General features: G+C 48.6%; 28 protein-coding genes and 1 pseudogene. All 29 read left to right on the forward strand.

Translation table 11 applies throughout. The features are described 5' to 3' along the window. Positions 1-268 precede the first annotated feature (268 nt). A complete protein-coding gene (locus PPG34_RS09095; protein ID WP_313832921.1) occupies positions 269-556 on the forward strand; it encodes a hypothetical protein in 288 nt (95 codons plus the stop codon). Positions 557-608: 52 nt separating this feature from the next. Continuing rightward, positions 609-1553, forward strand: a complete 945-nt coding sequence (locus tag PPG34_RS09100; RefSeq protein ID WP_313832922.1) for a formylglycine-generating enzyme family protein — start codon at positions 609-611, stop codon at positions 1551-1553. 76 nt (positions 1554-1629) lie between these two features. Then, on the forward strand, positions 1630-2727 hold the full coding sequence (locus PPG34_RS09105; RefSeq protein ID WP_313832923.1) for a formylglycine-generating enzyme family protein: 1098 nt from the start codon (positions 1630-1632) through the stop codon (positions 2725-2727). Positions 2728-2803: 76 nt separating this feature from the next. Next, positions 2804-3175: a hypothetical protein gene (locus PPG34_RS09110; RefSeq protein ID WP_313832924.1), complete on the forward strand. Its 372-nt coding sequence runs from the start codon at positions 2804-2806 to the stop codon at positions 3173-3175. After that, positions 3172-3996 carry a formylglycine-generating enzyme family protein gene (locus PPG34_RS09115; protein ID WP_313832925.1) on the forward strand — a complete coding sequence of 275 codons (825 nt, stop codon included), beginning with the start codon at positions 3172-3174 and terminating at the stop codon, positions 3994-3996. The genes PPG34_RS09110 and PPG34_RS09115 overlap by 4 nt, the downstream gene beginning before the upstream one ends. A gap of 99 nt (positions 3997-4095) precedes the next feature. Next, entirely contained in the window at positions 4096-4683 is a 588-nt protein-coding gene (locus tag PPG34_RS09120; protein ID WP_313832926.1) for a Tll0287-like domain-containing protein, read from the forward strand. Positions 4684-4738: 55 nt separating this feature from the next. Next, positions 4739-5689, forward strand: coding sequence for a carboxypeptidase-like regulatory domain-containing protein (locus PPG34_RS09125; RefSeq protein ID WP_313832927.1), 951 nt, complete (start codon positions 4739-4741; stop codon positions 5687-5689). Between the two features lie 92 nt (positions 5690-5781). Then, positions 5782-6702 (forward strand): TIGR01777 family oxidoreductase, encoded by a 921-nt coding sequence (locus PPG34_RS09130; RefSeq protein WP_313832928.1) that lies wholly within the window; start codon positions 5782-5784, stop codon positions 6700-6702. A gap of 144 nt (positions 6703-6846) precedes the next feature. Continuing rightward, complete coding sequence (locus PPG34_RS09135) at positions 6847-7320, forward strand: redoxin family protein (protein ID WP_313832929.1); 474 nt, start codon at positions 6847-6849, stop codon at positions 7318-7320. Between the two features lie 8 nt (positions 7321-7328). Then, positions 7329-7793 (forward strand): DUF4149 domain-containing protein, encoded by a 465-nt coding sequence (locus PPG34_RS09140; protein WP_313832930.1) that lies wholly within the window; start codon positions 7329-7331, stop codon positions 7791-7793. A gap of 26 nt (positions 7794-7819) precedes the next feature. Then, positions 7820-8299: a PDZ domain-containing protein gene (locus PPG34_RS09145; protein ID WP_313832931.1), complete on the forward strand. Its 480-nt coding sequence runs from the start codon at positions 7820-7822 to the stop codon at positions 8297-8299. A 52-nt stretch (positions 8300-8351) separates the two neighbouring features. Next, positions 8352-9353 (forward strand): YbgA family protein, encoded by a 1002-nt coding sequence (locus PPG34_RS09150; protein WP_313832932.1) that lies wholly within the window; start codon positions 8352-8354, stop codon positions 9351-9353. After that, positions 9346-10278, forward strand: coding sequence for a MerR family transcriptional regulator (locus PPG34_RS09155; protein ID WP_313832933.1), 933 nt, complete (start codon positions 9346-9348; stop codon positions 10276-10278). Before PPG34_RS09150 ends, PPG34_RS09155 begins: the two co-directional genes overlap by 8 nt. 45 nt (positions 10279-10323) lie before the next feature. Then, complete coding sequence (locus PPG34_RS09160; protein ID WP_313832934.1) at positions 10324-10854, forward strand: sirohydrochlorin chelatase; 531 nt, start codon at positions 10324-10326, stop codon at positions 10852-10854. A 317-nt stretch (positions 10855-11171) separates the two neighbouring features. Beyond that, positions 11172-12134, forward strand: a complete 963-nt coding sequence (locus PPG34_RS09165) for an ethylbenzene dehydrogenase-related protein (RefSeq protein ID WP_313832936.1) — start codon at positions 11172-11174, stop codon at positions 12132-12134. Positions 12135-12332: 198 nt separating this feature from the next. Then, positions 12333-12794 carry a hypothetical protein gene (locus tag PPG34_RS09170; RefSeq protein ID WP_313832937.1) on the forward strand — a complete coding sequence of 154 codons (462 nt, stop codon included), beginning with the start codon at positions 12333-12335 and terminating at the stop codon, positions 12792-12794. After that, a complete protein-coding gene (locus tag PPG34_RS09175; RefSeq protein ID WP_313832938.1) occupies positions 12754-13650 on the forward strand; it encodes a DUF6279 family lipoprotein in 897 nt (298 codons plus the stop codon). Before PPG34_RS09170 ends, PPG34_RS09175 begins: the two co-directional genes overlap by 41 nt. A 191-nt stretch (positions 13651-13841) precedes the next feature. Next, positions 13842-14723 carry a vitamin K epoxide reductase family protein gene (locus PPG34_RS09180; protein WP_313832939.1) on the forward strand — a complete coding sequence of 294 codons (882 nt, stop codon included), beginning with the start codon at positions 13842-13844 and terminating at the stop codon, positions 14721-14723. Between the two features lie 536 nt (positions 14724-15259). Further along, positions 15260-16003, forward strand: coding sequence for a PEP-CTERM sorting domain-containing protein (locus PPG34_RS09185; RefSeq protein WP_313832941.1), 744 nt, complete (start codon positions 15260-15262; stop codon positions 16001-16003). Between the two features lie 224 nt (positions 16004-16227). Then, positions 16228-16785, forward strand: a complete 558-nt coding sequence (locus PPG34_RS09190; protein WP_313832943.1) for a DUF427 domain-containing protein — start codon at positions 16228-16230, stop codon at positions 16783-16785. 333 nt (positions 16786-17118) lie between these two features. Then, positions 17119-17400 (forward strand): class I SAM-dependent methyltransferase, encoded by a 282-nt coding sequence (locus PPG34_RS09195; protein WP_313832945.1) that lies wholly within the window; start codon positions 17119-17121, stop codon positions 17398-17400. A 219-nt stretch (positions 17401-17619) separates the two neighbouring features. Beyond that, positions 17620-18807: an NnrS family protein gene (locus PPG34_RS09200; protein ID WP_313832947.1), complete on the forward strand. Its 1188-nt coding sequence runs from the start codon at positions 17620-17622 to the stop codon at positions 18805-18807. Positions 18808-18913: 106 nt separating this feature from the next. Next, a complete protein-coding gene (locus PPG34_RS09205) occupies positions 18914-20260 on the forward strand; it encodes a DUF2254 domain-containing protein (RefSeq protein WP_313832949.1) in 1347 nt (448 codons plus the stop codon). 350 nt (positions 20261-20610) lie between these two features. Beyond that, positions 20611-20751: a hypothetical protein gene (locus PPG34_RS09210; protein WP_313832950.1), complete on the forward strand. Its 141-nt coding sequence runs from the start codon at positions 20611-20613 to the stop codon at positions 20749-20751. 56 nt (positions 20752-20807) lie between these two features. Then, positions 20808-21491, forward strand: coding sequence for a hypothetical protein (locus PPG34_RS09215; protein WP_313832951.1), 684 nt, complete (start codon positions 20808-20810; stop codon positions 21489-21491). 151 nt (positions 21492-21642) lie between these two features. After that, the gene (locus PPG34_RS09220) at positions 21643-23073 is read left to right on the forward strand and encodes a cryptochrome/photolyase family protein (RefSeq protein ID WP_313832952.1); all 1431 of its coding nucleotides are present in this window, start codon (positions 21643-21645) and stop codon (positions 23071-23073) included. 106 nt (positions 23074-23179) lie between these two features. Further along, positions 23180-24364, forward strand: a complete 1185-nt coding sequence (locus tag PPG34_RS09225) for an AAA family ATPase (protein WP_313832953.1) — start codon at positions 23180-23182, stop codon at positions 24362-24364. A gap of 61 nt (positions 24365-24425) precedes the next feature. Next, entirely contained in the window at positions 24426-24719 is a 294-nt protein-coding gene (locus tag PPG34_RS09230) for a BrnA antitoxin family protein (protein WP_313832954.1), read from the forward strand. 18 nt (positions 24720-24737) lie between these two features. Next, positions 24738-24938: pseudogene (locus tag PPG34_RS09235) on the forward strand (FAD-binding domain-containing protein); the annotation flags it as partial. Positions 24939-25168 lie beyond the last annotated feature (230 nt).

A 25168-nucleotide genomic window follows, 5' to 3' on the forward strand; every position in this document is an offset into this window, starting at 1 on the left:
AATCATTTTTGGGGTTTCGTCTCCCTGCATATCCACCCATCCAACTCACCGAAGAATGTGTCTCATCACAATATGAGACATTTTAATAAGACATACCTCTGTCTCGTCTTTCAGAGCTTCTCAATAGAAATATTATTTATTTATTCATAACATATTGTTTTTAATATAATTTTATGTTTTTAAAATTTTGGCACGAGAATTGACATAAATAACCAACAAGAAGGAAATTAAAACTACAAACTGTCTCATTGAAAGAAAGGACAAAGTCATGGCGACCTACCAAGCAGGCAACATTTTTCCCATGGGGTCGGATGGGAAGAACCAATTGGAGCACACCTCGCACCCCTGCACGCGGTGCGGTGGCTTGTTCATCGGGGAAAGCCTTTTTGATCTCTACGACGAAACGGGGCAAATGCGACGGTGGGCGCTTCGGTGCGTGCAATGTGGGGACGTCGTGGATTCCCTCATTCTCAAGAATCGAACATGTTCAGAACTTCCAAATCCCATGCAACAGCACCGTCGACGGTGGGCAAGGATGCAATCAGTCAACAGTTAAAGATGTGAACAAGGAAAACCCAAACCAATTATTTTCAACAAGGAGACGAATCATGAACACACTCTTCACATCCACAAAAGCAATGGTATTAACGTTGTCATTAACAATGGCTCCCTGGGCCACAGCACTGGGTTCAGACACCACCGACATGGTCCTCATTTCCAAGGGAGAGTTCATCATGGGAAGCCAGGACCACAGCGACGAGACCCCGCACCAAGTCGTCCTTGACGGGTACTACATTGATAAGTACGAGGTTTCCAACGAGAAGTATAAAAAATTCATGAGGTCCACTCAGCACCCTGCTCCAGCCTATTGGGATGACCCTCGCTTGAATGGTGCAGATCAACCAGTGGTCGGTGTTAATTGGTATGACGCCAACGCCTTTTGCGAATGGGAAGGTAAGCGGCTCCCGACCGAGGCGGAATGGGAACGTGCGGCCAAAGGCCCTGATGGGCATCACTATCCATGGGGCCACAAGATTGATCCTACAAAGGCGAATTATGGACAAAATGTGGGAAAGACCAAGCCCGTAAATTCATATCCCGAAGGTATCAGTGGCTATGGCGTGTATAATATGGCTGGTAATGTCTTTGAGTGGGTCAGTGACTGGTATGATCCCAACTATTTCAAAGTAAGCGCCGCGCTTAACCCTCAAGGCCCGTCCGGTGGCTACAACTTTGCCAACCAAGGTCCGGTGAAAGTGCTGAAGGGTGGCTCATGGCTGGCCCCTCAGACGTCACTTCACACCAGCCATCGATTCTGGAATCAACCGGAGAATAATTCATATGGGGTGGGACTGGGTTTCCGCTGCGCGACATCTGCCGCTGACGACAGTATGGAGTCAGTACGGTATCACTTCATGCATTCCCTCATCAGCATGGGCAAAGAAAAATGGAGCGATGCCCTGACTTCGATAGACAAGGCTCTGAAGCAAGATCCAGAAAACCTTGAATACCAAGAAACTCGCAAAATGATTTTGAAAGAAATCAAAAACTAATGAGAATTGTATCCTGGGAGGATGAGACTCATCCTCCCAGGATTTCACTTCCTACATGCCTCAGAGAGGAATGGACATGACTGAGAATTACTTCCATAAAAATGTGATTTCAAAAACGTTGTGGGTTCTTATGATCACGGTGGGGCTTACATTCCATGCCATCGAACCAGCCTCTTCGAAATCTCTCAACGTGGTTCCGGAGGACATGGCTTACATTCCCTTCGGGCTGGCAATCATGGGAATCGATAAAGACATTAAACAAAGAACCTCCGTTCAAAGTGAGACTCCCTCCCTTTATGAACGTAGAATGTCGATGCCCTGGTCCAAAGCAGCGTTTCAGGATGAAGGGCCTGCCCATTGGGTCCTCCTCAGCTCCTATCTCATAGACAAGTTTGAGGTGTCGAATCAAAAGTATGGGAAATTCATGAAGGCGACGGGACATGCAGCTCCGGCGTATTGGGATGACCCTCGCTTAAACGGCGACACGCAGCCGGTAGTGGGCGTGAACTGGTTTGATGCGAAGGCCTTTTGTGAATGGGAAGGCAAACGCCTCCCCACGGAAGCCGAATGGGAGAACGCGGCCCGAGGCCCAGAAGGACTGATCTACCCCTGGGGAAACGCTTTTGACGCGGGCAAAGTCAACAATGGCAAACGAAATGCGTCTACGATGCCCATTGACTCTCTTGAAGAGTCTGTTAGCCCCTATGGGCTTTATCACATGGCGGGCAATGTCTTTGAATGGGTGAACGATTGGTACGATCCAAACTATTATTCCAAAGGCCCCTTTCAACCCAATCCAGCAGGACCACCCAAAGGGGTTTGGTTGGGTGGCACAGGAACGTATGTTGATCGGCTAACAGTCGGGGAGAAAAAAGTTATCCGAGGTGGATCCTGGATTGCCGGCAATCATACCGTGACAACCACTCATCGATTTTGGAATCACCCAATGAATAACAGCTATGGTGTGGGACTAGGATTCAGATGTGCACAGACAACCACCCAAGAAGTTGAAGATGCATTTCGAGTGTACGCCATCAAGGCAATGAAGGAAGTGGGAATGGAGCGGTACAAGCAAGCCGGAGATTATATTGAAGAAGCCCTTAAGGTTGATCCACGGAATGAAAGTTTGTTGCGACTTAGGGACATTGTCCAAAAGGGTCAGAATCAATCTTGAATTTTACATCGGCGAACAACAATTCACCTCGGTGAATTAAATAAAATGGGGTATGGCCAATAAACAGAGGTGAACCATGAAAAAACAAAATTTTATAAAACTCACCATGATCGCTTGGAGCATAACCTGGGGCATGGGGTTGGCATGGGCCGGCCCTGCCGGAAGTCAATTCATCCCGCAAAATCCCGTCCAAGAGTCGCTTTACCTCGCTGGAAAAAATGTAGAGGAAGCATGGGAAGCATTTCATCATGCCGCACTCGGAGGGACTCTGGCATCACCAGATATGCAGACAAAGATAGAAGAGGCTCTCCATACATCTCGCCTTCTACTAGTCGATGCTCGGAATGCTGCAAGGGACAACGACACCAAAACCGTGTTCAAAATAACCAATCGAATTGAAAAAATTTCTGATCAAATTAAGGAAGATAGTCAAAGGCCAAAACAATGAATACGAAATTGATCACCAGACTGCTCCTTGGCCTGATCTTTTGCCATCTCCCTGCATGGGCCAACCATCCGGAGGTAGAACGGGATGATGTATCCATGGTGAACATACCGGCAGGAAACTTTATCCGAGGGAGTAGCACGGGAATGGGTCGATCGGACGAAATGCCAAGAGAAAAAATATACATCGATGCTTTTTCCATTGATAAATTCGAAGTGACCAATAAACGGTATCTGGCCTTCATTGCGGCAACGGGCCATAAAGAGCCCTATAATGTTTATGAAGAAGGTTCATTATTTAAAGTGACAGACATTCATGATCTCCCGGTCGTCCAAGTCACATGGCATGATGCCGCGGATTACTGCCAGTGGGTGGGAAAACGTCTCCCCACGGAGGCCGAATGGGAAAAAGCGGCCAGAGGCACGGATGGGAGGATGTTTCCCTGGGGCGACGAGAAGCCATCGTCACTCCATGCCAATTACGATCGTGATTGGGCTGACAAGGCAACCCTCAAACCAGTGGGATCTTTGCCACAAGGCGCGTCCCCTTACGGGGTGCATGACATGTCTGGAAATGCCAGAGAATGGGTCCAGGATTGGTATGACAAGGATTATTATGCCCAGGCTCCCAAGCGCAATCCTAGGGGACCCGACAAGAGCCTTCTCAAGGTGATCCGAGGAGGGTCATGGCGTAGCTTCGACTCAGACATCAGAGCGGCGGCACGAGGCAAGGGGGGATTTGCCCTCAAAACTCACGGAACCGGGTTCCGGTGCGCTAGAGATATGTCGACAGAACACAAGATCAGGCTGCAAGGTCCAGAATGATGACAATACAAGAATCCAGGAATATGGAAGTTGTTCAGAAAAAGTCTCAAATAAATGGATCTATGACAAGTCTTGTACAATGAAGGAAACGGACAAATTATGAAAGTCGCCCGTCGATTTCAAATCCTATCAATCGCAGTAGCCATTGTCCTGATAGGATTCAATGTTTCCTGGCCTCATGAATATTCCGGAGACCTCAAGGGTATAGATCCCATGATCGTGGCGGAATACATCCATGCGGTGATCGAATCGGACCGAACTCTCTATGCGATTCATGTGGTCGAGAGAATGCAAGACACCGGCACTGCCATTGCTTCAGAGAGATGGGAGGCCATGAACGCCCTACCACTACCAGCCCAAATGCTTCTACTCTCCGGAAAGCGGGTTCAGAAAATGGGAGTGGGACTCCACTATAGATTGGCAAGTCTATGGCCAATTTACGCCAAAAACGGTCCTAAAACCGACTTCGAACAGCAAGGGCTTGAGGCGGTAGTGAAAGATGGAAGCCAGCCCTACACGGATATCATTGAAGAAGGTAACACCAAATTTTTTGTGGCGATTTATGCCGATCGTGCCGTCTCAAGTGCGTGCGTTAATTGTCACAACACTCACATCCTCAGTCCGAAACGAGATCAAAAATTAGGCGATGTGATGGGGGGACTGATCATTTCTTTCCCCGTTCAGTAGAACAAAATTTAGTTTTGTCATCAAATGCTATTCGATCTTTAAAATACGAGAACACATGTTGAAACTTTTCACCAAGGAAATCCAAATCAGATTAGGGATATTTCTTTTTCCCATGATCTTTACAACCATGGACTTGGTCACAGGCCCCTACCCAGCCCTCAGTTACGAAGAAAGGACAGATTTTCAGGGAGGGCGTTTGACTGGCACGGTCGTTCTGAATGGTACTTTGCCTCAACCCAAACGATACAATCTGGTCTTGTTCCCTGATCCTTACTACTGTGGCCGAATATCAGATGGGAAAGGGTGGCGCATGTCTCCATTCATGCAATTGAGATCAAGGGATACCATTCCTGGAGTTCTTGTGTTCCTCAACAATATCGAATGGGGAAAACCTCTTCGGCTGCAACGACCCGTCGTACAAGCCAAAAACTGTGAGTTTGCCCCTTATATTACAAAGATATCTCACGGGAATACGCTCGCTTTTGAAAACTTAGACCCCGTCCCTCACGACATTGAGGTCTTCGAATATTCAGAAAAGGGAGGGAAATTTATTTTTCGCGAGCCCCTTGTAAGGAATCCCCAACTTCAGAAAAGTGATTTCCTGACTGAAAACGGGCAAGCGAAACATCTGCCAGGTCCCAAAGTGACCCACCGGGCCTTCTCAAAAGGACCAATGGTTTTTCGATGCAGCTTTCATGAATACATGGAGGCATGGGGATTTGTCTTGAGTCATCCCTATTACTCTATCACGGGAACCTCGGGTGAATTTACGATCACTGATATTCCGCCTGGAAAGTATCAGCTTGTGGTTTGGCATCCTCTTGGCCGGCTGGAGCAGTATATCGAGATCACCGCCTCTCACACATTGAGTCTCGACCTCGAATTTAAACCGACCGCCCCCATCACATATGCGGAAGATAAACCTCAGCCCAACCCGTTTGGCATTGATCTGTTAGGCGATAGTCAAATCGTTCCCACGGTGGAACTGCAGAAATGGGAGGACTAGCCATTGCATCCCAACAAGACATTGGCCATCAGGGCAACAGCCATGAGCCAGAAATTCCTTGTTGCGAAGCAACTCTCAAGGAGGTATGACCCATGAACATTATCATTGCAGGAGGAACCGGGTTTATTGGGAAGCACCTTTGTCAAGAATTAAGTGAACGTGAACACAAGGTGACAGTTCTCACACGGAACGCCTCCAAAGCGCGAAATGTCCTTCCCACACAAATTCATCTCAGCGAGTGGGACTGTTTAAACTGGGGTTCTCTGGAAAGCACGCTCTCCGGGTCGGATGCCGTCATCAATCTGGCCGGGGAACCGATTGCTGAGGGCCGATGGACTCCATCGCGCAAAGAACAGCTTCGCTCCAGCCGGATCGATACGACTCGCATGATTGTGAACGCGATGTCCAATCTTCCTCTGACCGTTCGCCCCAGAGTGCTTATCAATGCTTCGGGCATCGGGTATTACGGTCTTGATGAAACTAAGACCGTCGATGAATTATCAAAAGCAGGAAATGGTTTTTTGGCCGCTTTGTGTGTGGAATGGGAAGCCGAAGCCTTGAGGGCCACTGACTATGGCCTTCGAACAGTATGCCTGAGAACCGGAATGGTCTTGGGCCAAGACGGAGGTGCTCTCCCTAAGATGCTCCTCCCTTTTCGCCTTTTTCTGGGAGGGCCAATTGGTGATGGCCAGCAACCAATTAGCTGGATTCACGTGAAAGATCACGTCCAACTCATTCAGGCTATTCTTGAACATGATTCCTATCGGGGCCCGATTAATGCTGTGTCCCCTCATCCAGTAACTATGAAAGAGTTTTGCATTCAATTAGGCAAGGTATTAGGGAGACCCTCTTGGCTTCCAGTCCCAAGATTTGCTCTGAAGCTTGGATTGGGTGAATTATCCACGCTCATGACACATGGACAACGGGTCGACCCTTTGATGGCACAAAAACTGGGGTTCACTTTTCAATACCCCAAGCTCCCGTCTGCACTTTCGGAAATACTAGAAAAATGATCGGAAGGACGGTGTTTCTGACATAGTTGAAAGGAAAATTTTATGATCACTCATTGTTCATTCAAAGGCCTATTGATAAAAACGTTCGGATCGAGCCTCATATGCCTCTATTCCCTCATGCTGTTCAGTGTTACTGGATGGTCCATGACGGTCAACATATCCCGAGGGCAGCCAATTCCCGACGCCACACTTCTTGGTGCAGACAATACCCGTATACAAATGAACGAACTCAAGGGTCGCGTAAAAATTTTGAGCGTGGTTCCACAACTCAATACTCCTGTCTGCGATGAACAGACGCATCGATTTAGTGAAAAGAATGAGGGGTTGGATCAACACCTTCAAATTGTCACGATCAGCACGAATACCTATGAGGATCAAGCGGTCTTCGCAGAAAAAGCCCGAATTGGAAATATCACCTTTCTCTCTGACTCTCCCGATTTTGATTTTGGCCGAAAGACAGGTTTCTTGCATCCCATGCATCAAATTTTGCAACGCGCAGTGATGGTGCTGGATGAGGAAAATGTCGTGCGGTATATTGAAATTGTACCCATGAGCCAGCTCCCTAATTTCCCGGCAGCATTAGAGGCGGCTCGGCGTGTGCTTGGTCCTCGTCCCTAAGAGGTGTCATGATGGTAGAAACTCTGGCCTATCTCCATATCCTCGCGATTGCCGTGCTCGTAGGAAAGGTCGTTTTTTTATCCTTCGTGACCGCCCCCGTGCTCGCACGAACTCTGGACCCTGATTCGTTTGCGAAGGTCGTGCGCCAACTCTTTCCCCAGTACTATGCGCTGGGAATGGTGGCGGCCACCATAGGATGGGCCACGATCACAAGCATCGGTCTTTTAAAAGGGTTCGGCCCCATTGATCTGATTTCTTCCACCCTGTGGCTTGGCATCTTGACCATTGAAAATTACTGTCGATCGCCTCTGACACCAAGAATTAATGCTTTGAGTGATCGATTGAAGGAGGCAGACCAACGAGGACTAAACATCCTTTCCGTTAAAAAAGATCGAGATGATCTCCATCGCCTGTCTGTACAACTCAATAGCCTGGTGCTGATCATTGGATTGTGCTTGATAGGATTGATCTAAGCCTACGACCCAACAAGGAGAATAAAATGAAAACATCGGCACAAACCTCATTTCTTCAGTATTCCCTTTATTCCGAGCGTTGGATTCTGCTGACTAGTTTCCTCGGAATCCTGCTCCTGTTCCCAATCAAGGGCCATAGTCAGGAGAGCTATCCAATCCAAAGCAACCCTCATGGGGACATGGAACAACCCATGCTGCCACCACCAGGAATTATCGGAGTGGCCTTGCATCTCACCGCAGAGCGTATCGGGGACCCTGCGGGATTATTTATCAGGGCCACTCATCCTGCGGGGCCAGGAGCCAGAGCAGGACTCGCCCATGGACAAGAAATCTTGGCCGTGGATGGTCAACCAGTCAAAGGCAAAACCTATCGTGAAGTCGTCGCGATTATACGGGGAGAAATCGGGAAATCCGTGACACTTACTGTGAGAACGTTTTCAAATGTTAAAGAAGTGAAAATAATTCGTGTGAGTGAAGACATGTTATCGGAAGAGAAACACACCTGATCAAGAGGTATGGATAACCAAGTCTCGTCTTCACGGACTTAAGACAATTATTATGAAAACCACCCCCTCCACCGCAAAACCGCATGAAGATAAAAAGGAACCCCTTCCTTCAACACTACGCATAGGGATCAGTCACTGCCTGCTAGGTGAAGAAGTGAGGTTTGATGGTGGGCATAAACGTGATGGTTTCTTAGCCGACACCTTTAGTCAATTTGTCGAATGGGTCCCCGTCTGCCCGGAATACGAGGCGGGGTTGGGCATTCCCCGTGAGGCCATGCGCTTGGTGGGAAATTCGGACAATCCGACCCTTATTACGATTAAAACAAAAAAAGACCACACAGCCCTTCTGAAAAATTATTCTCAGAAAAAGGTCAAAGAACTCGAAACCATGAATTTAGATGGCTTTGTCTTTAAGAAGGATTCCCCAAGCTGCGGAGTTCATCGGGTCCGAATTTATAATGACCATGGAATGCCCAACCCACATGGCAGAGGACTCTTTGCCCAAAGATATATTGAAAGCAATCCTCTGATTCCCGTGGAAGAAGAGGGGCGGCTCAATGATCCGGTATTAAGGGAAAACTTTGTCGAACGTGTGTTCTGCTACCAACGATGGCGGCTCCTGAATCGCGCTCGGGTCAACCGCAGGGCACTTGTCGAGTTTCATACAAAACACAAGTTTCTGTTGTTAGCCCATGGTCGGACCCATTATCAAAAACTTGGTCGCCTCGTGGCGGATAGTAAAAAGTATTCTCCAAGTGAATTGACGACCGAGTATGGAAATCTGTTCATGGAAGCCCTCAAAACGAAGGCAACTACGCGAAAACACATGGATGTACTCCAACATCTCGCCGGATTTCTTAAAAAACAATTGTCTCGTAATGAACGCCAGGAATTAGTCGAAGTCATAGAAGACTATCACCGTGGCTTGACCCCTCTCATCGTTCCTCTCACCTTGATTATTCATTACGTCAAGATCCATCAGATTAGTTATCTGCTCGATCAGGTCTATCTGACGCCTCATCCCAAAGAACTGATGTTACGCAACCATGTCTAAATTTCAGTGTAACCCATCAGGATTCGGCATCAAGCATCTGTCGGAGATCACAGGGTTAAGTGCCCATGTCATAAGAAAGTGGGACCAACGGTACAATTTCCTATCGCCTTATCGTGCTGAAAATGGTTACCGTCTGTTTACTCCGATAGATCTTCAATTATTGATCTTTATTAAATCTCAGGTCGCCCTGGGTAACACTATTGGACAACTCGCCCTTCGAGGCCGGGAGGCGCTCATCGCCGAAATGAATTCCGGTCCCCTAGACCTGAGTGTATTTCCCGTGGAAGTTCAATCCCAGGTTGCTGAGATACTGGACGCAGCAAGGAAGGGAAACCAGGCAGCCGTCGAATACACCCTATATCTTTTCGTTCAGCACTATGGCATTGACCGAGCGTTGATCGACATATTTTTTCCAATCCTTCGGACCATTGGCGATCTTTGGCATCAAGGGCGTATTGGCATTCCAGGAGAGCAATCAGTTTCTCAAACCATTCGTAGAGTGCTTGCTGAAGATATTTTACTTCAAAAGGGAGCAGAGAAGCCGCAGGCATTGATCGCCTGCATGCCCAATGATTACCATGAAATCGGCGCAATGGCAGCGTTGCGGCTTCTTCAAAAGTGCGGCTGGAAAGCCCTTTACCTTGGTGCGGATTCGAGTATTGAAATTGTTCGACTGGCTTGCACCCGGAGGCAGGCACAACTGGTTCTATTTTCCTGCGTCGTTGAGCGCTCCCCTGAAGAAATGAAAGCCCTCATTGACAATATCGTGAAACATTTACTGCCTATCACCAACGTAGTCATAGGAGGTCAAGGAGGTTTGTTATATATTGACTGGCTTGAACGAAAGGGTATCCGGTATATTGGAAAATTGGAAGCCGTAAAGGAACTCCATCCCCGATCATTGGAACATTCACGGATAGCCTAAAAAAGTTATTAGCAATGTGACGAATATGAAAAAGGAGTGGCAAACATGAGTGATGAAACAAAAGGGGTCATACTCGTTGGCCATGGCGGAATCCCCAAGGGATTTCCCGGTGACCTTGTGACAAAATTAAAACGACTCGAAGCCCAACGGAGGGCAGCGGGGAAACCCATGTCCGAAGAAGAATATGAACTTGACCAAAAAATTCGGCTCTGGCCACGAACGCCAGAAACTGATCCTTACCAAGCCGGGCTTGAACGGTTGGCCACACAATTAAAACCTCTCACCGATGGCGGGCATTTTTCAATCGCATATAACGAATTCTGCACCCCCACTTTGGAGGAGGCCATTGAAAAACAAATTGCTGAGGGGGCCAAGGACATCACGGTGGTATCTACCATGTTCACCCCTGGAGGCTCCCATTCGGAATATGAAATTCCTGAGGAAATGGCTGAGCTGCGAAAGAAGCATCCGGGAGTCACGCTGACTTACGCCTGGCCTTTTGATCTTGGCAAAGTTGCTGAAATGCTAGCGGAACATATCCAACGATTCCAAGCGCAACCCGCGGGAAAGAGTTGAGAAACGAATCCACGCCTGCCTTGCCCCTCCTAGTGTAGTGAGGGTGAAGTCAGAAACTACCAGGACTAATTTGTGCAAAATTTCTCCGCAAGCCAGCATCTTTGACACCAAACTAGAAAAATCGCCCATTGTGGACTGGTTCAGTTAATTAGGATTTCTAGCTTTCACTTTTTCGAATTCATTGAGTTAAACATACGACATCCCCCTCGCTCTCCCCGATTTTGTCTAAGGTTTTTACAGATTTTTTGGTAAGGCTATGTCTCCATCCCTTAACATAAGTTGTAGGGTTTCAAAAAAACCATAGGGGAGGAAAACGTATGTCCGAAAAGTTAAAGATTGGCAACAAACGAGCGATGTTCGCGGTTGTCTTCGCAATGGTTACAGGTTCCCTTCTGAGCTTAGGAAACATTCCTTTAGCCGTAAGTCAGCCAGTCACGATTCCGGTGACAAAGATTGCAGGTGACATTCCCATGGATGCCGCCGCCCCCATTTGGGAAACGGTGCCTGGCGTGATAGTACCCCTCAGCGGCCAAACCATCACCACGCCCATGCACCCCAATATTTCCGTCAAGACGGTGATGGTTAAAATGGCTACTAATGGACGCGACATTGGGGTGTGGGCGAATTGGGGAGATCAAACCCTCAATGAAACGGTGATCGGACCACAGGATTTCCGTGACCAGATGGCCGTTCAATTTCCAGTACAAACATCCGGGGCACCCCCCTTTCAATGCATGGGGCAATCGGGTGGCACCGTTAACATTTGGCGATGGAATGCTGAATGGCAAAAGGATCTCGGAACTGGTGTCGCAGGAATGTGGGACGTGGATCAGCAATATCCTTCCCTAGCCTGGGATTATTACTATGAAGAACCGGCAGGTGGAGTGACTTACATGGACCGCAACGGACGATCCTCTGGTCCATTCAATGAAGGGATCTGGTCCGGGAATATCCTGTCTGATCCCAACCTTCGAAAAAGTTCCGTGGAGGATTTAAATGCCAACGGGTTTAGTACGTTGACCACACAAACGAATCAAAATGTTCTCGGAAACGGATTATGGGAACCCTATGGCGCGCTCAAGGGCGGATGTTGTAACGGCCCCACATGGCGAGTGGTGATGAAGAGAACCCTCAAAACCGGCGATAAGAACGACGTACAATTTCTCTCAGGCATGACTGTCCCTGTGGCATTTGCAGTCTGGGATGGGTCAAACGTTGAACGCAATGGGATGAAAGGAATTTCCACCTGGTTCAGCGCAAAGATGCCAGACAATCTGTAGAGTTGGTGTCGATGAATCCTAAGGCCGAACCTTCTGGGAAATATTCCTGGATCCTCAACGTGTTGTTGGGTATGGTGCTCACAGCATTGGTATTGACCTTGGGAGTGATCATTTGGGCGAGCATTGCGATCCTTTTCTAGGGGAGCCGATTTCAAGGCTCCCCTTTCACTTCTCCAACAACCTCACGACCTTGCGCAAATGGCTAAATCAGCGTCATTGACTGACGAGAGACCACCAGCGCCTCATCGATCAAATTCTCTTCTGTCCCGTGGAACGGATATCAAAATTTTGGGAATTCTGTTTGTTCTCTCCGGGGGAATAGATTTTTTCTGGATTCTTTCTTACCCGGATTACGCATTGAAGGTCTTTGGCACCACGTTTGACGGATGGGCTGGTGCGCTGGTGAAATACCAACATCCCGTTATTCACTGGGTCATTGGTTATGGGTTTTGGAACCTCAGACGTTGGTCCTTTTGGGGGTATTTGGCATATCTCGGATTGGCCTGCGTAAGTGAAACGATCAATCAAGTCGTATTGGGATTCAATACGACACGGACCTCAATGATTATTATCAGCCTTCTTTTCGGCACCTACATCATGGCACGCCGACATGTCTTTCATGCCAAGTCCACAATCGAACAATCTTCCCCAATCGCATAAGCTCACGCTCACGTATCATTGTTCTTCCGTGCTTATTGCCGTCCTTTGTCTCGTGCTACTGAGCGGCTGCAGCATGCTCTCCCTGGCCTATGATTATGCCGATTGGATTTTGCTTTGGCGCATCGATCATTATTTCAACACCTCTCCTCAACAAGAGGAACGATTAGAACCACACGTCAAAGAACTTCATCGCTGGCATCGAATCCAGGAATTGCCCTTATATGCGCGGTTCCTTCGAGACGTCCAGGACCAGGTGAAAACAGGCTTGTCCTCTGAAAGCCTTGATAACCTATTGCTCAATTATCAAGAGCTTCGCGGTCACCTCGCCAGACAAATTGCCTTCCATGGCGCCTCGTTTTTGCTTAATCTCCAACCCGAGCAACAAACCTATTTCCAATCTGTCCTCAAACAAGAAAACCAAGAGCTTCAAGAGGACTTCGGAGAAACACCAGAAAAGCGTGTAGCCAAACGTATGGAATCCGTTTTGAGCATTTTGGAGTTCTGGGTTGGTCATGTCTCGCAGGAGCAGACGAAAACCATCCGCACATTCATTCAAGGTTTCCCAGACACGACGGAGGCATATCTCAACTATCGTGAATTCCGCCAGCGACAGCTGCTCGATGTGCTCATGGAATCAAGAGATGCGACCATCGTGGAGAACAGGGTCGCGGAATGGATTAATTCAAACGGGCAGGACGTCCCTCCAGAGTATTATTCTGGAGTGCAACAATGGCAGGAGGCTGTAAAAACAATCATATTGAACATAGATCAAATCCTATCGCCAACCCAGAGGCATCACATGATCTCAAAACTGCAAAAATTCATTGATGAGCTTGAAAGGCTTTCTCTGGCTTAGACATTCTGAAATTTGGCCGTGCCCGCTGAGCCAATAAATTTCTCTCACCTTGTCTCTGAAATCTCTCCATACTATTATGACCTCGTGCTGAAGTCCTTTCTCAGGTGAAAAGTTTGACTTCAGTATCACGTAGACTGAAAAAAGGATCAAACGCAAACGAGTTTCAAGATCACCCAGCTAAGGAAGTGGTAATGTCCAAACGTCATAAGCGTGAAAAAGCCTCTCGTGAAGCTTCAAAAGATTCCAGTCTCCCACCTGTCCAGGAATTCAAGCGTACGTCTCCAATTGATCTGGTTGTTCTCGTCCTGGCAATAGCGGGAATCCTAGTGACCGCATACCTCACGTTTACGGCCTCATTTGAAGAGCACCCGGCATTCTGTAGCGAAGGCTCGGGATGCGACATCGTGCAGAGTAGTCGTTGGGCGACATTCCTTGCCGTACCCATGGCTCTTTGGGGTTGCCTTACCTATATCGTCATAGCCGGACTTTCCTGGCGCGCGCGAACCAAGCTTGGAAGCTGGACACCGTTAATTTTCATGGCATTTTGTGGCTTTGCCATCAGTGCCTACCTGACCATCGTCTCCGTCGTAGAAATCGAAGCGACATGCCCGTATTGTCTCGCCTCATTCGCGATCATCACGACAATTATGATTCTGACCTTGGTGCGGCAACCGCCTGGATGGCTGACCTCGGTCAAGGAAGCCGCCGTGGTCGCGGTACTCATCGTGGGTGCGCTACACCTGCACTATAGTGGAGTCTTCGACGCCTCGGCCGGACCAGAAGACCCTCAACTTCAAGCACTCGCCACCCATCTAGAAAAAACTGGTGTCAAATTCTATGGAGCCTACTGGTGCCCTCGCTGCCAAGAACAGAAGGCTGTCTTTGGGTCATCGGCGAAACGACTCCCATATGTCGAATGTAGTTCAGGCGGACGTGGAAGTGCTCTCACTGCTCCATGCGTCAAGAACGACATCAAAAGTTACCCCACCTGGATCATCGGGGAACAGCGACTCACCGGCTTGGTCAAGCCTCGAGAACTAGCCAACGCCTCGGGTTTTGATTGGAAAGAGTAAAAACAATTCTTCCTAATGTCATCTGCTGCGTCTGCTCGTTCAACAACCCGAGCCGACACAGCCCGTTTTCTTCCACCCCACCTGTCCAATGAATACACCATCCCGCAAGCCCTCCTTTTCCCGTCGCATCGCTCTCCAATACTACCCAGACATGCATGACTCTTGGGGTTTCCTGGAAGCATAGAAAAAACCTTGGTCATATACGAAAGCTGTCGAGAAAGTTTACTGTGTACGATAAATTGCGTATGCGGCGATAGATATTGAGGATTCGGTCGTTTGTCTCATGTTGAGAGGTGAAAGGTGTCAGGTAAGTTGGCGGTTTTCGTCCTTCCGCTGACTCGCAAGTGCTCAGGGTTTCCCCGGTGGCAGTCCCACGATTCTACGTATATTAGACAAGCTGTATACATTCCTATTGGTTCCGTCATGTTGTTGGTCGAAATCTTTTTCTTGGCATGCTTCCTGCTAAGTAAGCTCCTTGAGTGTCGCGCCAGGCACTTAGAGGAACAGCACCATCACAACAACTAAGGAGGAATGCCATGAAAAGCTTTACATTTTCAAATCGATTCACAACAGCCTTATGGTCGTCATTGCTGTGTGCCAGTATTCTTTGCGGTAGTTCAGCGTTTGCGGCGAGTTTTGATTTCGCCTCACGGACCGACACGTTGCCGCCAGGTGGTACCGGAGAGTCGGCCTGGGATACCTTTACTCCCTATACATGGACGGTGGATGGTATTACCGTGACGGCCACCGCGCGCAATCTTGCAAATTCGCAAAGTCGTTTTGTCTATGCAGATGCCAACAATGCGGGGTTAGGAGTTTGTACCACTCTGAGTGGTGGAGCTTCCACCGGTGCGCGGTCCAGCTTTTCAAATATTTGCAATCCAAGTAATGACGACAATATCACCAAAAACGATGTCCTTGATTTGGTGTTTAGCGAAGTCGTCACGATTGACGTACTGACCTTAGTCAACGGCAGTCATGGCACCAGCTTTACCGGCGACTTTGGCGTGGCCGTGGATTTTCTTGGAACTCCAACGAGCATTCTGGATTACACCCACCTTCTGGCCCAACACAATGTGGTCAATCCCGGTCTGTTAACTGGCACAACCTTCAGCTTTATTGCCAACGCCACCATTTCTGGAACAGAAAGCAATAGCCGGCAATTGTACGTCAATGCGATTACGGCCAACGCTCCCGTCCCTGAGCCCAGCACGATGATACTACTCGGTTCTGGCTTAGTCGGCCTCATTGGCTACCGGATGAAAACAACCAAGGCGTAATCGGTTAGTCGATCATCTTGTCACACGATAAAGCCTCATCGTTTCGGCGGTGGGGCTTTTTCTATGAACATACAATCCTCAAGAATTTGGACTTCTGTATACCCCTCAACCAATCACCTCAATCAATGGGCTTTTGTCTTATGTTTTTGAAAAAAAATTTGCTCAAGAAGATTTATTCCAGTTCAATATAGGAAACGAAACTGCAAAGGATCTGTGAGATTTTTATGATGGAGGAAATTCCCGAATGGGTAAAAGCGGCGCAGGCCAAATGGAAATACCGAGGTCTCAGAAGGCCCTCCTTTGCCATAGAACCTCAATCGGGGCAAGAGTCGGTATGGGATTACCCGCGGCCTCCACGAATCGTCCGCGACCAACGGCATGTAATTGTCCGAGCCAATGGTCGAATCATCGCGGATTCGCAATCGACCTATCGAGTTCTGGAAACGGCAAGTCCCCCGACGTTCTACATTCCCCCAAGTGATGTTGGCAACAGTGTGTTGCTACCAAGAGCCAAATCTTCCTTGTGCGAATGGAAAGGCAGGGCTCAATACTGGAGCATGAAGATGGATGGGCTGGTCTTAGAGGATGTGGCTTGGTCGTACATGAATCCCTTTCCTGGGTTCGAGGTAATCGCCGGGTATATAGCCTTTTATCCCAATCGAGTGGACTGTTACGTCAATGAAGAACTTGCACAACCACAACCCGGAGGACTCTACGGAGGCTGGGTCACTCAGGATATCGTCGGTCCGTACAAAGGTGAGCCAGGCACAGGGAGTTGGTAAGGCCAAAGCTGGTTATCTTGATGCGAATTCTTCAGGAAGGATTTTCAGAACAGAGACTTTCAGCACCCTAGGAATAAAGAACCATCACTCCTTATCTTTGCTCCACCAGGGTTTCCCCAAGGTCCAGCCCAGTCCCGCCAAGATCAAGACGATGAGAACCACAAATACCATAGCAATAACAAAAATTAATTTTTGAATCATACCTTCATTTAACACCCCATCGAACCATCTTCCATAGTCCCCTACCCTTATTATATGCCGTTTTGATGGGTTTTTGTCTAAGGTTTCATTAGATCGTCATTGCCTAAGGCTCCCAGTGACTGCAGAATATGAATGAATGAGTCCATTACACGCGCGACGGACATGCGGGTGTTTCATTTGGAAGACATAGGACCGCATTACGTCACAACGTTGCGAGCCTGGCGGGACAATTTATTCAAAAACAAAAACAATATTCACGCGCTGGGATATTCTGAGGAATTTTTCCGCATGTGGGAATTCTATTTTTGTTATTGCGAAGGGGGATTTACCGAGCGAGCCATCAGTGACGTGCATATGTTGCTGACTAAACCTGAGAACCGACGGGACCCAATCATCAACAGTTGGGCAGCATGAAAGGAGAGTTAGGCGACTGGTTTACCAAAAACCGATAGTGGCTCACTGAAAAAACAAGGTAATTTTCCATCAACTTCTCTTAAACCAACTTCATCAAACGCGCCAGCCCCTTTCCCCCTCAACCTTCATTTTCCTCCTAGCTTCTCTTTTATGATATTGTTTTGGTGAGTTCGTTTTTTCCTGACCACCCATTCAAATGTCTTGGTGAATTAAAATTTCATGCCCAACATGCTCTCGGTTACATTTCCTCCTCAGGGAAAGGCCTTCTTTTCCTATGGTTTTCGTCCGTTCTTTCTTGGTGCCTCGCTGTTTGCCGGATTCGCTGTTCCGGTGTGGATTTTGGTTTTTGCCGGATTCGTTGAAATGGATTTTCCCTATCCTTCGCGTGAGTGGCATGTCCATGAAATGGTGTTTGGTTTTCTGCCTTGCGTGATTACGGGATTTATTCTGACAGCCATTCCCAACTGGACCGACCGCCCTCCTGTCAGTGGGTGGCCGTTAATGCTCTTGTTTATCTTATGGGTGGCCGGTCGTCTGAGTCTCGCTTGTCCATGGGTCCCTGGCGTCGCGGCGGCCATAATTGATAGTTCGTTTTTCCTCGCCGTCGCCGGGGTGGTTTGGAGGGAAATTATTGCAGGGCAAGTGTGGGATCGTTCGCCGATAGGAATCCTGATCAGTCTGTATGGCATCGCCAATATTCTGTTTCACGTCTTGGCTTTAGGCAATCAGGAAACAAATCTTGCCACGCGAATGGCGCTGGGATTGCTCATGGTCTTGCTGGCCCTCATTGGAGGACGCATTACACCAGGTTTTACCGAGGACTTTTTGGCGGAAGCCAATATCGCGAAACCGCCTGCGGCCTTTTCTCCTTTTGATGGAATCTCCATTCTTCTTATCGCCGCCGGAGCCGTAGCCTGGATCATTCAACCACAACATGTGGCGACAGGTTGGATCTTCATCGTGGCAGGGTTGGCAAACATAATCCGACTGAGTCGGTGGCATGGTTGGGTCACCTGGCGAGAGCCACTCGTGTTGATCCTTCATGTGGGGTATGGTTGGTTAGCGCTATCGTTGCTTATCCTGGGAGGATCGATACTTGGATTCGGGCTCCAACCGGAGGATGCTGTTCATGCACTCACTACCGGGGCCGTGGGATCGATGACGTTGGCCGTCATGACACGCGCGACGCTCGGCCATACAGGGCGACCGAAGAAGGCGAACCAGGTAACGATCGTGATGTATCTCTTGGTCACTCTCGGAACCCTACTCCGGGTATTTGGGCCACTGACCGAAATTTCAACCACACTCATTCTCAGCCTGGCTGGCATAGCATGGAGTGGTGCATATCTCTTGTTTGCCACAGTCTACGGCCCTTTCCTGCTTCAGCCGAGCCTCGACGACGAATAAGACATTTCTCACCAGCACACCTCCCGACATTCGTGGCCAGCCTTCCGACTCTGCTATAGTCCTCAGGAACGCCGTCTATTCATTCGAGTTCAAAGGATAGGTGAAAGTGAATACCCGACTCATCAATATCTGGTACGCGATTCGTTCCAGTTTATGGTTTCTCCCAGCCATACTGACCCTGCTTGCCGGGGCCTTGGCCATGGCGACCCTTATGGCTGATCAGACTTTCAGGGATACAATCACTCGAATCCTTGGACCCTTTGGGACCATGGGACCCGATGGCGCGCGGGCCTTGTTGAGTACCGTGGCTGGATCAGTCATCACCATTGCCGGTGTCGCCTTTTCCATTACGATCGTCGCACTCACCCTCGCGTCTTCACAATTTGGCCCTCGACTCCTGCGAACCTTCATGAAGGATAAAGGCAATCAACTCGTTCTCGGAATTTTTATCGCCACCTTTGTCTATTCACTGTTGGTGATGGGAGCCATTCGAGATGCGGAACACCAGTTGTTTGTTCCGATCATCTCAGTCTTTTCCAGCTTGATGTTTGCATTAGTCAGCCTGGGCGCCTTTATCTATTTCATTCATAATGTGTCCACATCCATTCATGCGGATAATGTGGTGTTTGCCATTAGTCAAGATCTCAATCGTGCGGTTGGCCGCATGGTCGCCAAGGGGGCCAATCGTCAAACTCATGAAGCAGAGTCTACGGCAAAGGCGTGGACACAAGAAAACGAGGAAAACTCAATCCTCATTGTGTCTTCCGAAAATGGATACCTCCAGGCCATCGATTTTCCCAACCTGGTCAAACTGGCTAAGGAACAAGACATCAGATTCAAGCTCCTCCATCGTCCGGGTGATTTCGTGATGAAGAGCCACAGCCTGGTTCGATTGTGGCCGAAAAAAGAAATCCCCGATGAAGTTCACCGGATCGTCAACCAAGCGTTTATTTTGGGATCACAACGAACAGACGAGCAGGATATTGAGTATGCCATTCATCAAATGGTGGAATTAGCGCTCCGGGCGCTTTCGCCAGGAATCAACGACCCATTCACCGCGATGAGCTGCATCGACTGGCTGGGAGCCGCCATCAACCAATTAGCGGAACAGGGACTTCCCACGCCGTATTACCACGATGACCAGGACGAACTTCGCGTCATCGCCGATGTGCCGGAAATGGCCGGGATCTTCGATGCGGCCTTCAGTCAGATCCGGCAGCATGGGTGTAACAATGTGGCGGTCACACTGCGCTTATTGGAAACGTTTAAGGGAATTGCCGTGTGTACTGAAAATCAAGAAGTCCGCACGGCCATCAGTCGGCATGCGGAAATGGTCCATGGAGCAAGCCAGCCCCATGTGGTGGCAAAGAGTGACAAGGACGACGTGGAGGACCGCTACAAAGCAGTATTCGAAACCCTGAACACCCCATGTCCGGAATCGCTTTCGAGTTGAGAAATACACGAACCTGGACAGGGGAAAAACCCCAAATCAATAAATGCTTCACCAGATGTATGAAAGTATGAGTCCCGTCGCCCGAAGGTGGGGTAAACCTTCGGACGACATAGCCAGTCACCTTCCTGGTGACTGACTATATCCTGTCGGAGGAGTGCAATGACAGGATAGTACCATTCTACTCCCTCAGCCATAGTTTGGGAAAATTCCTCAGTTTCAACCCCACCCACACCACCTTTGTCATTGAACTTTCTCTGAGTAATGTAACAACCAAAATTTTTCTGACCCACCGTAGCAACAGATCACGTGGTATAATAAAGAAAGGAAAAAAATGAAAAAGGGAGGAAATCATGGGAACTATCGAAATGTACGGAATTCTGTCGATCGTGTTGGGTGTGATCGGAATGATTGTAATGCTGAAGGGTAAACGACCCACCTACCCTTCTTCCAAAGAATTAGCCCATAACCAACCTCAGATATTAGGAAGCTAGACCTTTTAATATTTTCGCCACCGTAAGGTCGGGATGGGCAACCAGGGGGTACCCCAATGAAAAACAGCATCGTGTTTGTCATATTTCTGCACTGCTGGCTGCTCGTCACCCCCAGCCACCTGCCCGCCGACCAGGTCCACAAAAGTTCAGTCATTCTGAAGGAAGTGCGGGACATCAACAACGCAGAAGGCATCCTCATTGCCAAAGAATCAATCTACGGTGGCGGAATTAGTCAAAACCCATCGGCCCACACTCCACGTGATCAAAATCATGGTGTGGTGCTCAGAGAATTTCGTTCTCCCACAGAAAGGTTCACCGTCAAGAGTGGGGAAACGACCATCACGTCCCAAGTCATACCCCTGGTCACAGAAAACAACCAACCTGGACTGTGGAATCCGGCCAACGGCGAGTGGGTATTTAAAAATAGTGAGACCAATAGTTATGAAAGTGTGATTCACGTCAAAAAGGGCGGGGACTTGGATATTGTCTACCAAAGCACAGGAATGCGCCGGGGAGGCGAACGCCATGTCCTGCATTATGGCCTGAATGGAAATCCGCATGCCGTGAGTCTATCCAGGACACGCCTCAAAAAGGCCTTTGCCTCCCAGCCCTCTCCTTCCAACACCACACCTGTCCTGAACTACCAACCAGCGGATGACATCATTCTGGTGGAAATGGCATTTACGCAGGATGGCTTCGTGTTCCAGCCCATCTTTGATTACCAAGTCATAAAGCAGTAACCTATCACCAATAATAATTATATTGGGCAACCAGTTTTAACTTGTGCAATGGATAAAGAAGGAGCTTCTTCACTTCCCCTCCTTTGTAAGGAGGGGCCAGGGGAGGTAGAAACACAGAAATGGCTAGCACAAATATGACAAGACAGAATACATGACAACAAACAACTCCCCCATCGTCGTCTGGTTTCGTCAGGATTTGCGCATCAGGGACAACCCGGCACTATTTGCCGCGCATCAAACCGGACACCCAATTATTCCGGGATTTATTCTGGACGATGAATCGAGCGGAGAATGGAAGTTAGGCGCAGCCAGCCGCTGGTGGTTGCATGAAAGTCTTGCCGCGCTGAACGACTCCCTCAATAAAAAACTCTGCCTTCGGGCAGGGCCAGCCCAAAAGGTATTGAAAGACATCGTTAAAGAATCGAAAGCAGAATCGGTGTACTGGAATCGATGTTACGAGCCCTGGCGAATCAAACGAGATGCAAGCCTTCAAAAATCCTTGACCGAACAAGGGATTGAAGTTCACACCTTTAACGGCTCTCTTCTGTTTGAACCTCAGGCGACACACAAAAGCGACGGCACGCCGTATAAGGTATTTACACCCTTCTATAAAAATAAATTTCTGGGGAAGGAGAACGAACCCAGAAAACCACAGAAAGCGCCGAAAAATTTATCGCTAACGAAACACAAAGGTGTGTCGCTTAAGGATCTGGAACTCTTACCAACCATCCCCTGGCACAAGAAACTGGCGAAACATTGGCAACCCGGGGAAGATGGAGCACGGGCGCGGCTGAAGGCGTTTCTAAAAAACGGAATCAAAGGCTACAAGGAAGGCCGCAACTATCCGGACAGAAACAATGTCTCACGCCTCTCACCACATCTGCACTTTGGAGAAATTTCACCGAACGAAGTATGGCATGCGGCTAAACTCAAAATGAAACCGGGGGGCCTGAGGACAGACGGAGACACCTTTCTCAGTGAACTGGGCTGGCGGGAATTTTCCAATAATCTGCTGTTTCATTTTCCCGATCTGCCCCGCGTGAATCTTCAAAAGAAATTCAATGCCTTCCCCTGGCGAAAAGATGTCAACGCGCTCAAACGTTGGCAACAAGGTCAAACAGGGTATCCCATCGTCGATGCCGGCATGCGTGAGCTCTGGGAAACCGGTTACATGCACAACCGGGTGCGCATGATCGTCGGATCGTTTCTCGTCAAAAACCTGTTGTTGCACTGGCACCATGGAGAAGAATGGTTCTGGGATACGTTGGTCGATGCCGACCTCGCCAACAACAGCGCCAGCTGGCAATGGATCGCAGGGTGCGGCGCCGATGCCGCGCCCTACTTCAGAGTTTTCAACCCCGTGACCCAAGGCCAAAAGTTTGATCCAGAAGGGAACTATGTTCGACGATTCATCCCGGAGTTAAAAAAGATGCCTGTGAAATATCTACATAACCCCTGGGATGCACCAGAAAAAGTATTAGTGGAGTCAGGAGTAAAACTCGGAAAAGATTACCCTCGTCCAATCGTCAAACTCAGTGATTCCCGGGACCGAGCCCTGGAAGCATTTTCTGCACTTCGCTAGTTTCAAAATGGGAATGTTGCACGTTCAGCATAAGGTTGCGTGATCATTTATACTCAATTATTATCGATTTCATATATAAATATGTATAAATTGGTATAAATAGACTATGGACCCTATAAAAAACCCGTTTTCCCCCGGTGCGGGGTCTCCACCGCCGGAACTTGTGGGACGCGACCCAATTTTAGAGCAGGCCAGGATTCTTCTCGGACGGGTGCGGCAACGGCGTCCCGAAAAAAGCATGTTGCTCACGGGCCTTCGTGGAGTAGGCAAAACGGTTCTGCTCAATGAGATCAAACGAATGGCGGATGATGATGGCTACCGCACCATCTTTATCGAGGCCCATGAAGGCAAAGCCTTAGGTCCGTTGATTGCCCCCTACTTGCGGACCCTACTCTATGACCTAAATCGAATGGCGGGGACCGGAGACAAGGTCAAACGCGGATTGGCTGTTCTTCGGAGTTTTATCGGCGCTCTCAAACTTACGATGGGTGATATCACTATCGGATTGGATATCGAACCAGAAAAAGGTGCTGCAGATAGTGGTGACTTGGAAGTTGATCTGCCTAACCTCTTCATTGCCATAGGTGAAGCTGCCGAGGATCGAAAAATCCCCGTGGCCATCTTCATTGATGAAATTCAATATTTCAACAAAAAAGAATTGGGTGCATTGATAATGGGGATGCACAAAATTCAACAGCATCAACTCCCATTGGTGTTACTGGGGGCGGGCTTACCTATTCTTCCTGGATTGGCCGGTGAGTCGAAATCCTATGCCGAAAGGCTATTTAGCTTTCCCAATATTGGGGCATTATCGATAGACGATACGGCCAAGGCATTACAAGATCCTGCGCAAGAAGCCGGGATAGCCTTTGACCCTTCCGCGTTAACCGAGGTGTATCGCTTGACGAAGGGTTATCCGTATTTTCTTCAGGAATGGGGATATGTTGCTTGGAATATTGCAACTTCCAGCCCCATTACCTTGCAGGTGATTCAAGATGCCACATTAACGGTCATCCCACGCCTCGACGAAAATTTTTTTCGTGTTCGTTATGAGCGCCTCACCCCAAGTGAAAAAAACTTTCTGAGGGCCATGGCTGAACTTGGACAAGATGCCCATCGCACGGGAGATATCGCGGATATCTTGGGCGTAAAGGTTACCAGTCTCGGTCCCGTTCGAGCCAAACTGATTAATAAAGGAATGATCTATAGTCCTGCACATGGTGATCTGGCATTTACCGTGCCGCTATTTAGTGACTTCATGATTCGGACGATCCCTAAATTTCAAGGGTAGTGGGGAAGATGAACTTCCGGGCGAATCCTCCTAGCGGGTTACACCATTAAGAGAACGGAACATGGCAAAGAAACCATCCGTATCATCGGTACGAGGCAGACCAGCCGCAAAGAACGCGCGGCCTACTCCAGACCACAAGCTTGATTTTTCAGATATTCCGGAATCCACGGATGACGAACTCAAAAAAGCACGTCGTGTGGGACGACCCAAGAGTAAAACGGGGAAACAACTCATTGCCATTCGCTTGTCGCCAAAACTATTAGAGACTATCCGACGAATGGCGGCCAAGCAAAAGAAACCCTACCAGACGTTGATCCATGAATTATTGGGAAAGGCAGCCTCACGCGCTGCTTGAGGCTAAGGCCAAAAATTTGATGCGGACGGAGAATACGTTCGACGGTTTGTCCCCGAATTAAAAAAGATGCCCAAGAAATACCTGCACAACCCTTGGGAAGCGCCGGAAAAGGACTTAGCTGAAGCGGGTGTGAAACTGGGGAAAGATTATCCCCTACCAATCGTCAAACTCGGTGAATCGCGAGAACGAGCTTTAGAAGCCTTTGCTAGCCTTCGCTAGCACTAAAATAAATGTCGCTCGCTAAGTTGGCAGAGCAGCTAACTCTTCATCAGCGGGCCACAGGTTCGATCCCTGTACGACCCACCATCTTTTTCAAGCACTTACGCACACCATAGATTGACCCCACCAGAAGAAAAAACAGATTTAGACCTGTTTCTGGGATTTGGGCTTGCCTTTGTCCTATAAATTATCCTGAAATTAAGTTCCTATAAGCACCTCACAAGGTTAAT

Source organism: Candidatus Nitronereus thalassa, assembly GCF_032191465.1.
Classification (GTDB): Bacteria; Nitrospirota; Nitrospiria; order Nitrospirales; family UBA8639; genus Nitronereus; species Nitronereus thalassa.

Excerpts from the sequence above, each read along its gene's own strand:
- PPG34_RS09230 (WP_313832954.1), top strand. The coding sequence starts at position 24,426 with ATGGCAAAGAAACCATCCGTATCATCGGTACGAGGCAGACCAGCCGCA.
- PPG34_RS09225 (WP_313832953.1), top strand. The coding sequence starts at position 23,180 with ATGGACCCTATAAAAAACCCGTTTTCCCCCGGTGCGGGGTCTCCACCG.
- PPG34_RS09165 (WP_313832936.1), top strand. The coding sequence starts at position 11,172 with ATGTCCGAAAAGTTAAAGATTGGCAACAAACGAGCGATGTTCGCGGTT.
- PPG34_RS09170 (WP_313832937.1), top strand. The coding sequence starts at position 12,333 with ATGGCTAAATCAGCGTCATTGACTGACGAGAGACCACCAGCGCCTCAT.
- PPG34_RS09210 (WP_313832950.1), top strand. The coding sequence starts at position 20,611 with ATGGGAACTATCGAAATGTACGGAATTCTGTCGATCGTGTTGGGTGTG.
- PPG34_RS09160 (WP_313832934.1), top strand. The coding sequence starts at position 10,324 with ATGAGTGATGAAACAAAAGGGGTCATACTCGTTGGCCATGGCGGAATC.
- PPG34_RS09145 (WP_313832931.1), top strand. The coding sequence starts at position 7,820 with ATGAAAACATCGGCACAAACCTCATTTCTTCAGTATTCCCTTTATTCC.
- PPG34_RS09180 (WP_313832939.1), top strand. The coding sequence starts at position 13,842 with ATGTCCAAACGTCATAAGCGTGAAAAAGCCTCTCGTGAAGCTTCAAAA.
- PPG34_RS09095 (WP_313832921.1), top strand. The coding sequence starts at position 269 with ATGGCGACCTACCAAGCAGGCAACATTTTTCCCATGGGGTCGGATGGG.
- PPG34_RS09115 (WP_313832925.1), top strand. The coding sequence starts at position 3,172 with ATGAATACGAAATTGATCACCAGACTGCTCCTTGGCCTGATCTTTTGC.
- PPG34_RS09220 (WP_313832952.1), top strand. The coding sequence starts at position 21,643 with ATGACAACAAACAACTCCCCCATCGTCGTCTGGTTTCGTCAGGATTTG.
- PPG34_RS09200 (WP_313832947.1), top strand. The coding sequence starts at position 17,620 with ATGCCCAACATGCTCTCGGTTACATTTCCTCCTCAGGGAAAGGCCTTC.
- PPG34_RS09130 (WP_313832928.1), top strand. The coding sequence starts at position 5,782 with ATGAACATTATCATTGCAGGAGGAACCGGGTTTATTGGGAAGCACCTT.
- PPG34_RS09135 (WP_313832929.1), top strand. The coding sequence starts at position 6,847 with ATGACGGTCAACATATCCCGAGGGCAGCCAATTCCCGACGCCACACTT.
- PPG34_RS09190 (WP_313832943.1), top strand. The coding sequence starts at position 16,228 with ATGATGGAGGAAATTCCCGAATGGGTAAAAGCGGCGCAGGCCAAATGG.
- PPG34_RS09175 (WP_313832938.1), top strand. The coding sequence starts at position 12,754 with ATGCCAAGTCCACAATCGAACAATCTTCCCCAATCGCATAAGCTCACG.
- PPG34_RS09105 (WP_313832923.1), top strand. The coding sequence starts at position 1,630 with ATGACTGAGAATTACTTCCATAAAAATGTGATTTCAAAAACGTTGTGG.
- PPG34_RS09185 (WP_313832941.1), top strand. The coding sequence starts at position 15,260 with ATGAAAAGCTTTACATTTTCAAATCGATTCACAACAGCCTTATGGTCG.
- PPG34_RS09215 (WP_313832951.1), top strand. The coding sequence starts at position 20,808 with ATGAAAAACAGCATCGTGTTTGTCATATTTCTGCACTGCTGGCTGCTC.
- PPG34_RS09150 (WP_313832932.1), top strand. The coding sequence starts at position 8,352 with ATGAAAACCACCCCCTCCACCGCAAAACCGCATGAAGATAAAAAGGAA.
- PPG34_RS09100 (WP_313832922.1), top strand. The coding sequence starts at position 609 with ATGAACACACTCTTCACATCCACAAAAGCAATGGTATTAACGTTGTCA.
- PPG34_RS09140 (WP_313832930.1), top strand. The coding sequence starts at position 7,329 with ATGATGGTAGAAACTCTGGCCTATCTCCATATCCTCGCGATTGCCGTG.
- PPG34_RS09125 (WP_313832927.1), top strand. The coding sequence starts at position 4,739 with ATGTTGAAACTTTTCACCAAGGAAATCCAAATCAGATTAGGGATATTT.
- PPG34_RS09120 (WP_313832926.1), top strand. The coding sequence starts at position 4,096 with ATGAAAGTCGCCCGTCGATTTCAAATCCTATCAATCGCAGTAGCCATT.
- PPG34_RS09155 (WP_313832933.1), top strand. The coding sequence starts at position 9,346 with ATGTCTAAATTTCAGTGTAACCCATCAGGATTCGGCATCAAGCATCTG.
- PPG34_RS09195 (WP_313832945.1), top strand. The coding sequence starts at position 17,119 with ATGAATGAGTCCATTACACGCGCGACGGACATGCGGGTGTTTCATTTG.
- PPG34_RS09110 (WP_313832924.1), top strand. The coding sequence starts at position 2,804 with ATGAAAAAACAAAATTTTATAAAACTCACCATGATCGCTTGGAGCATA.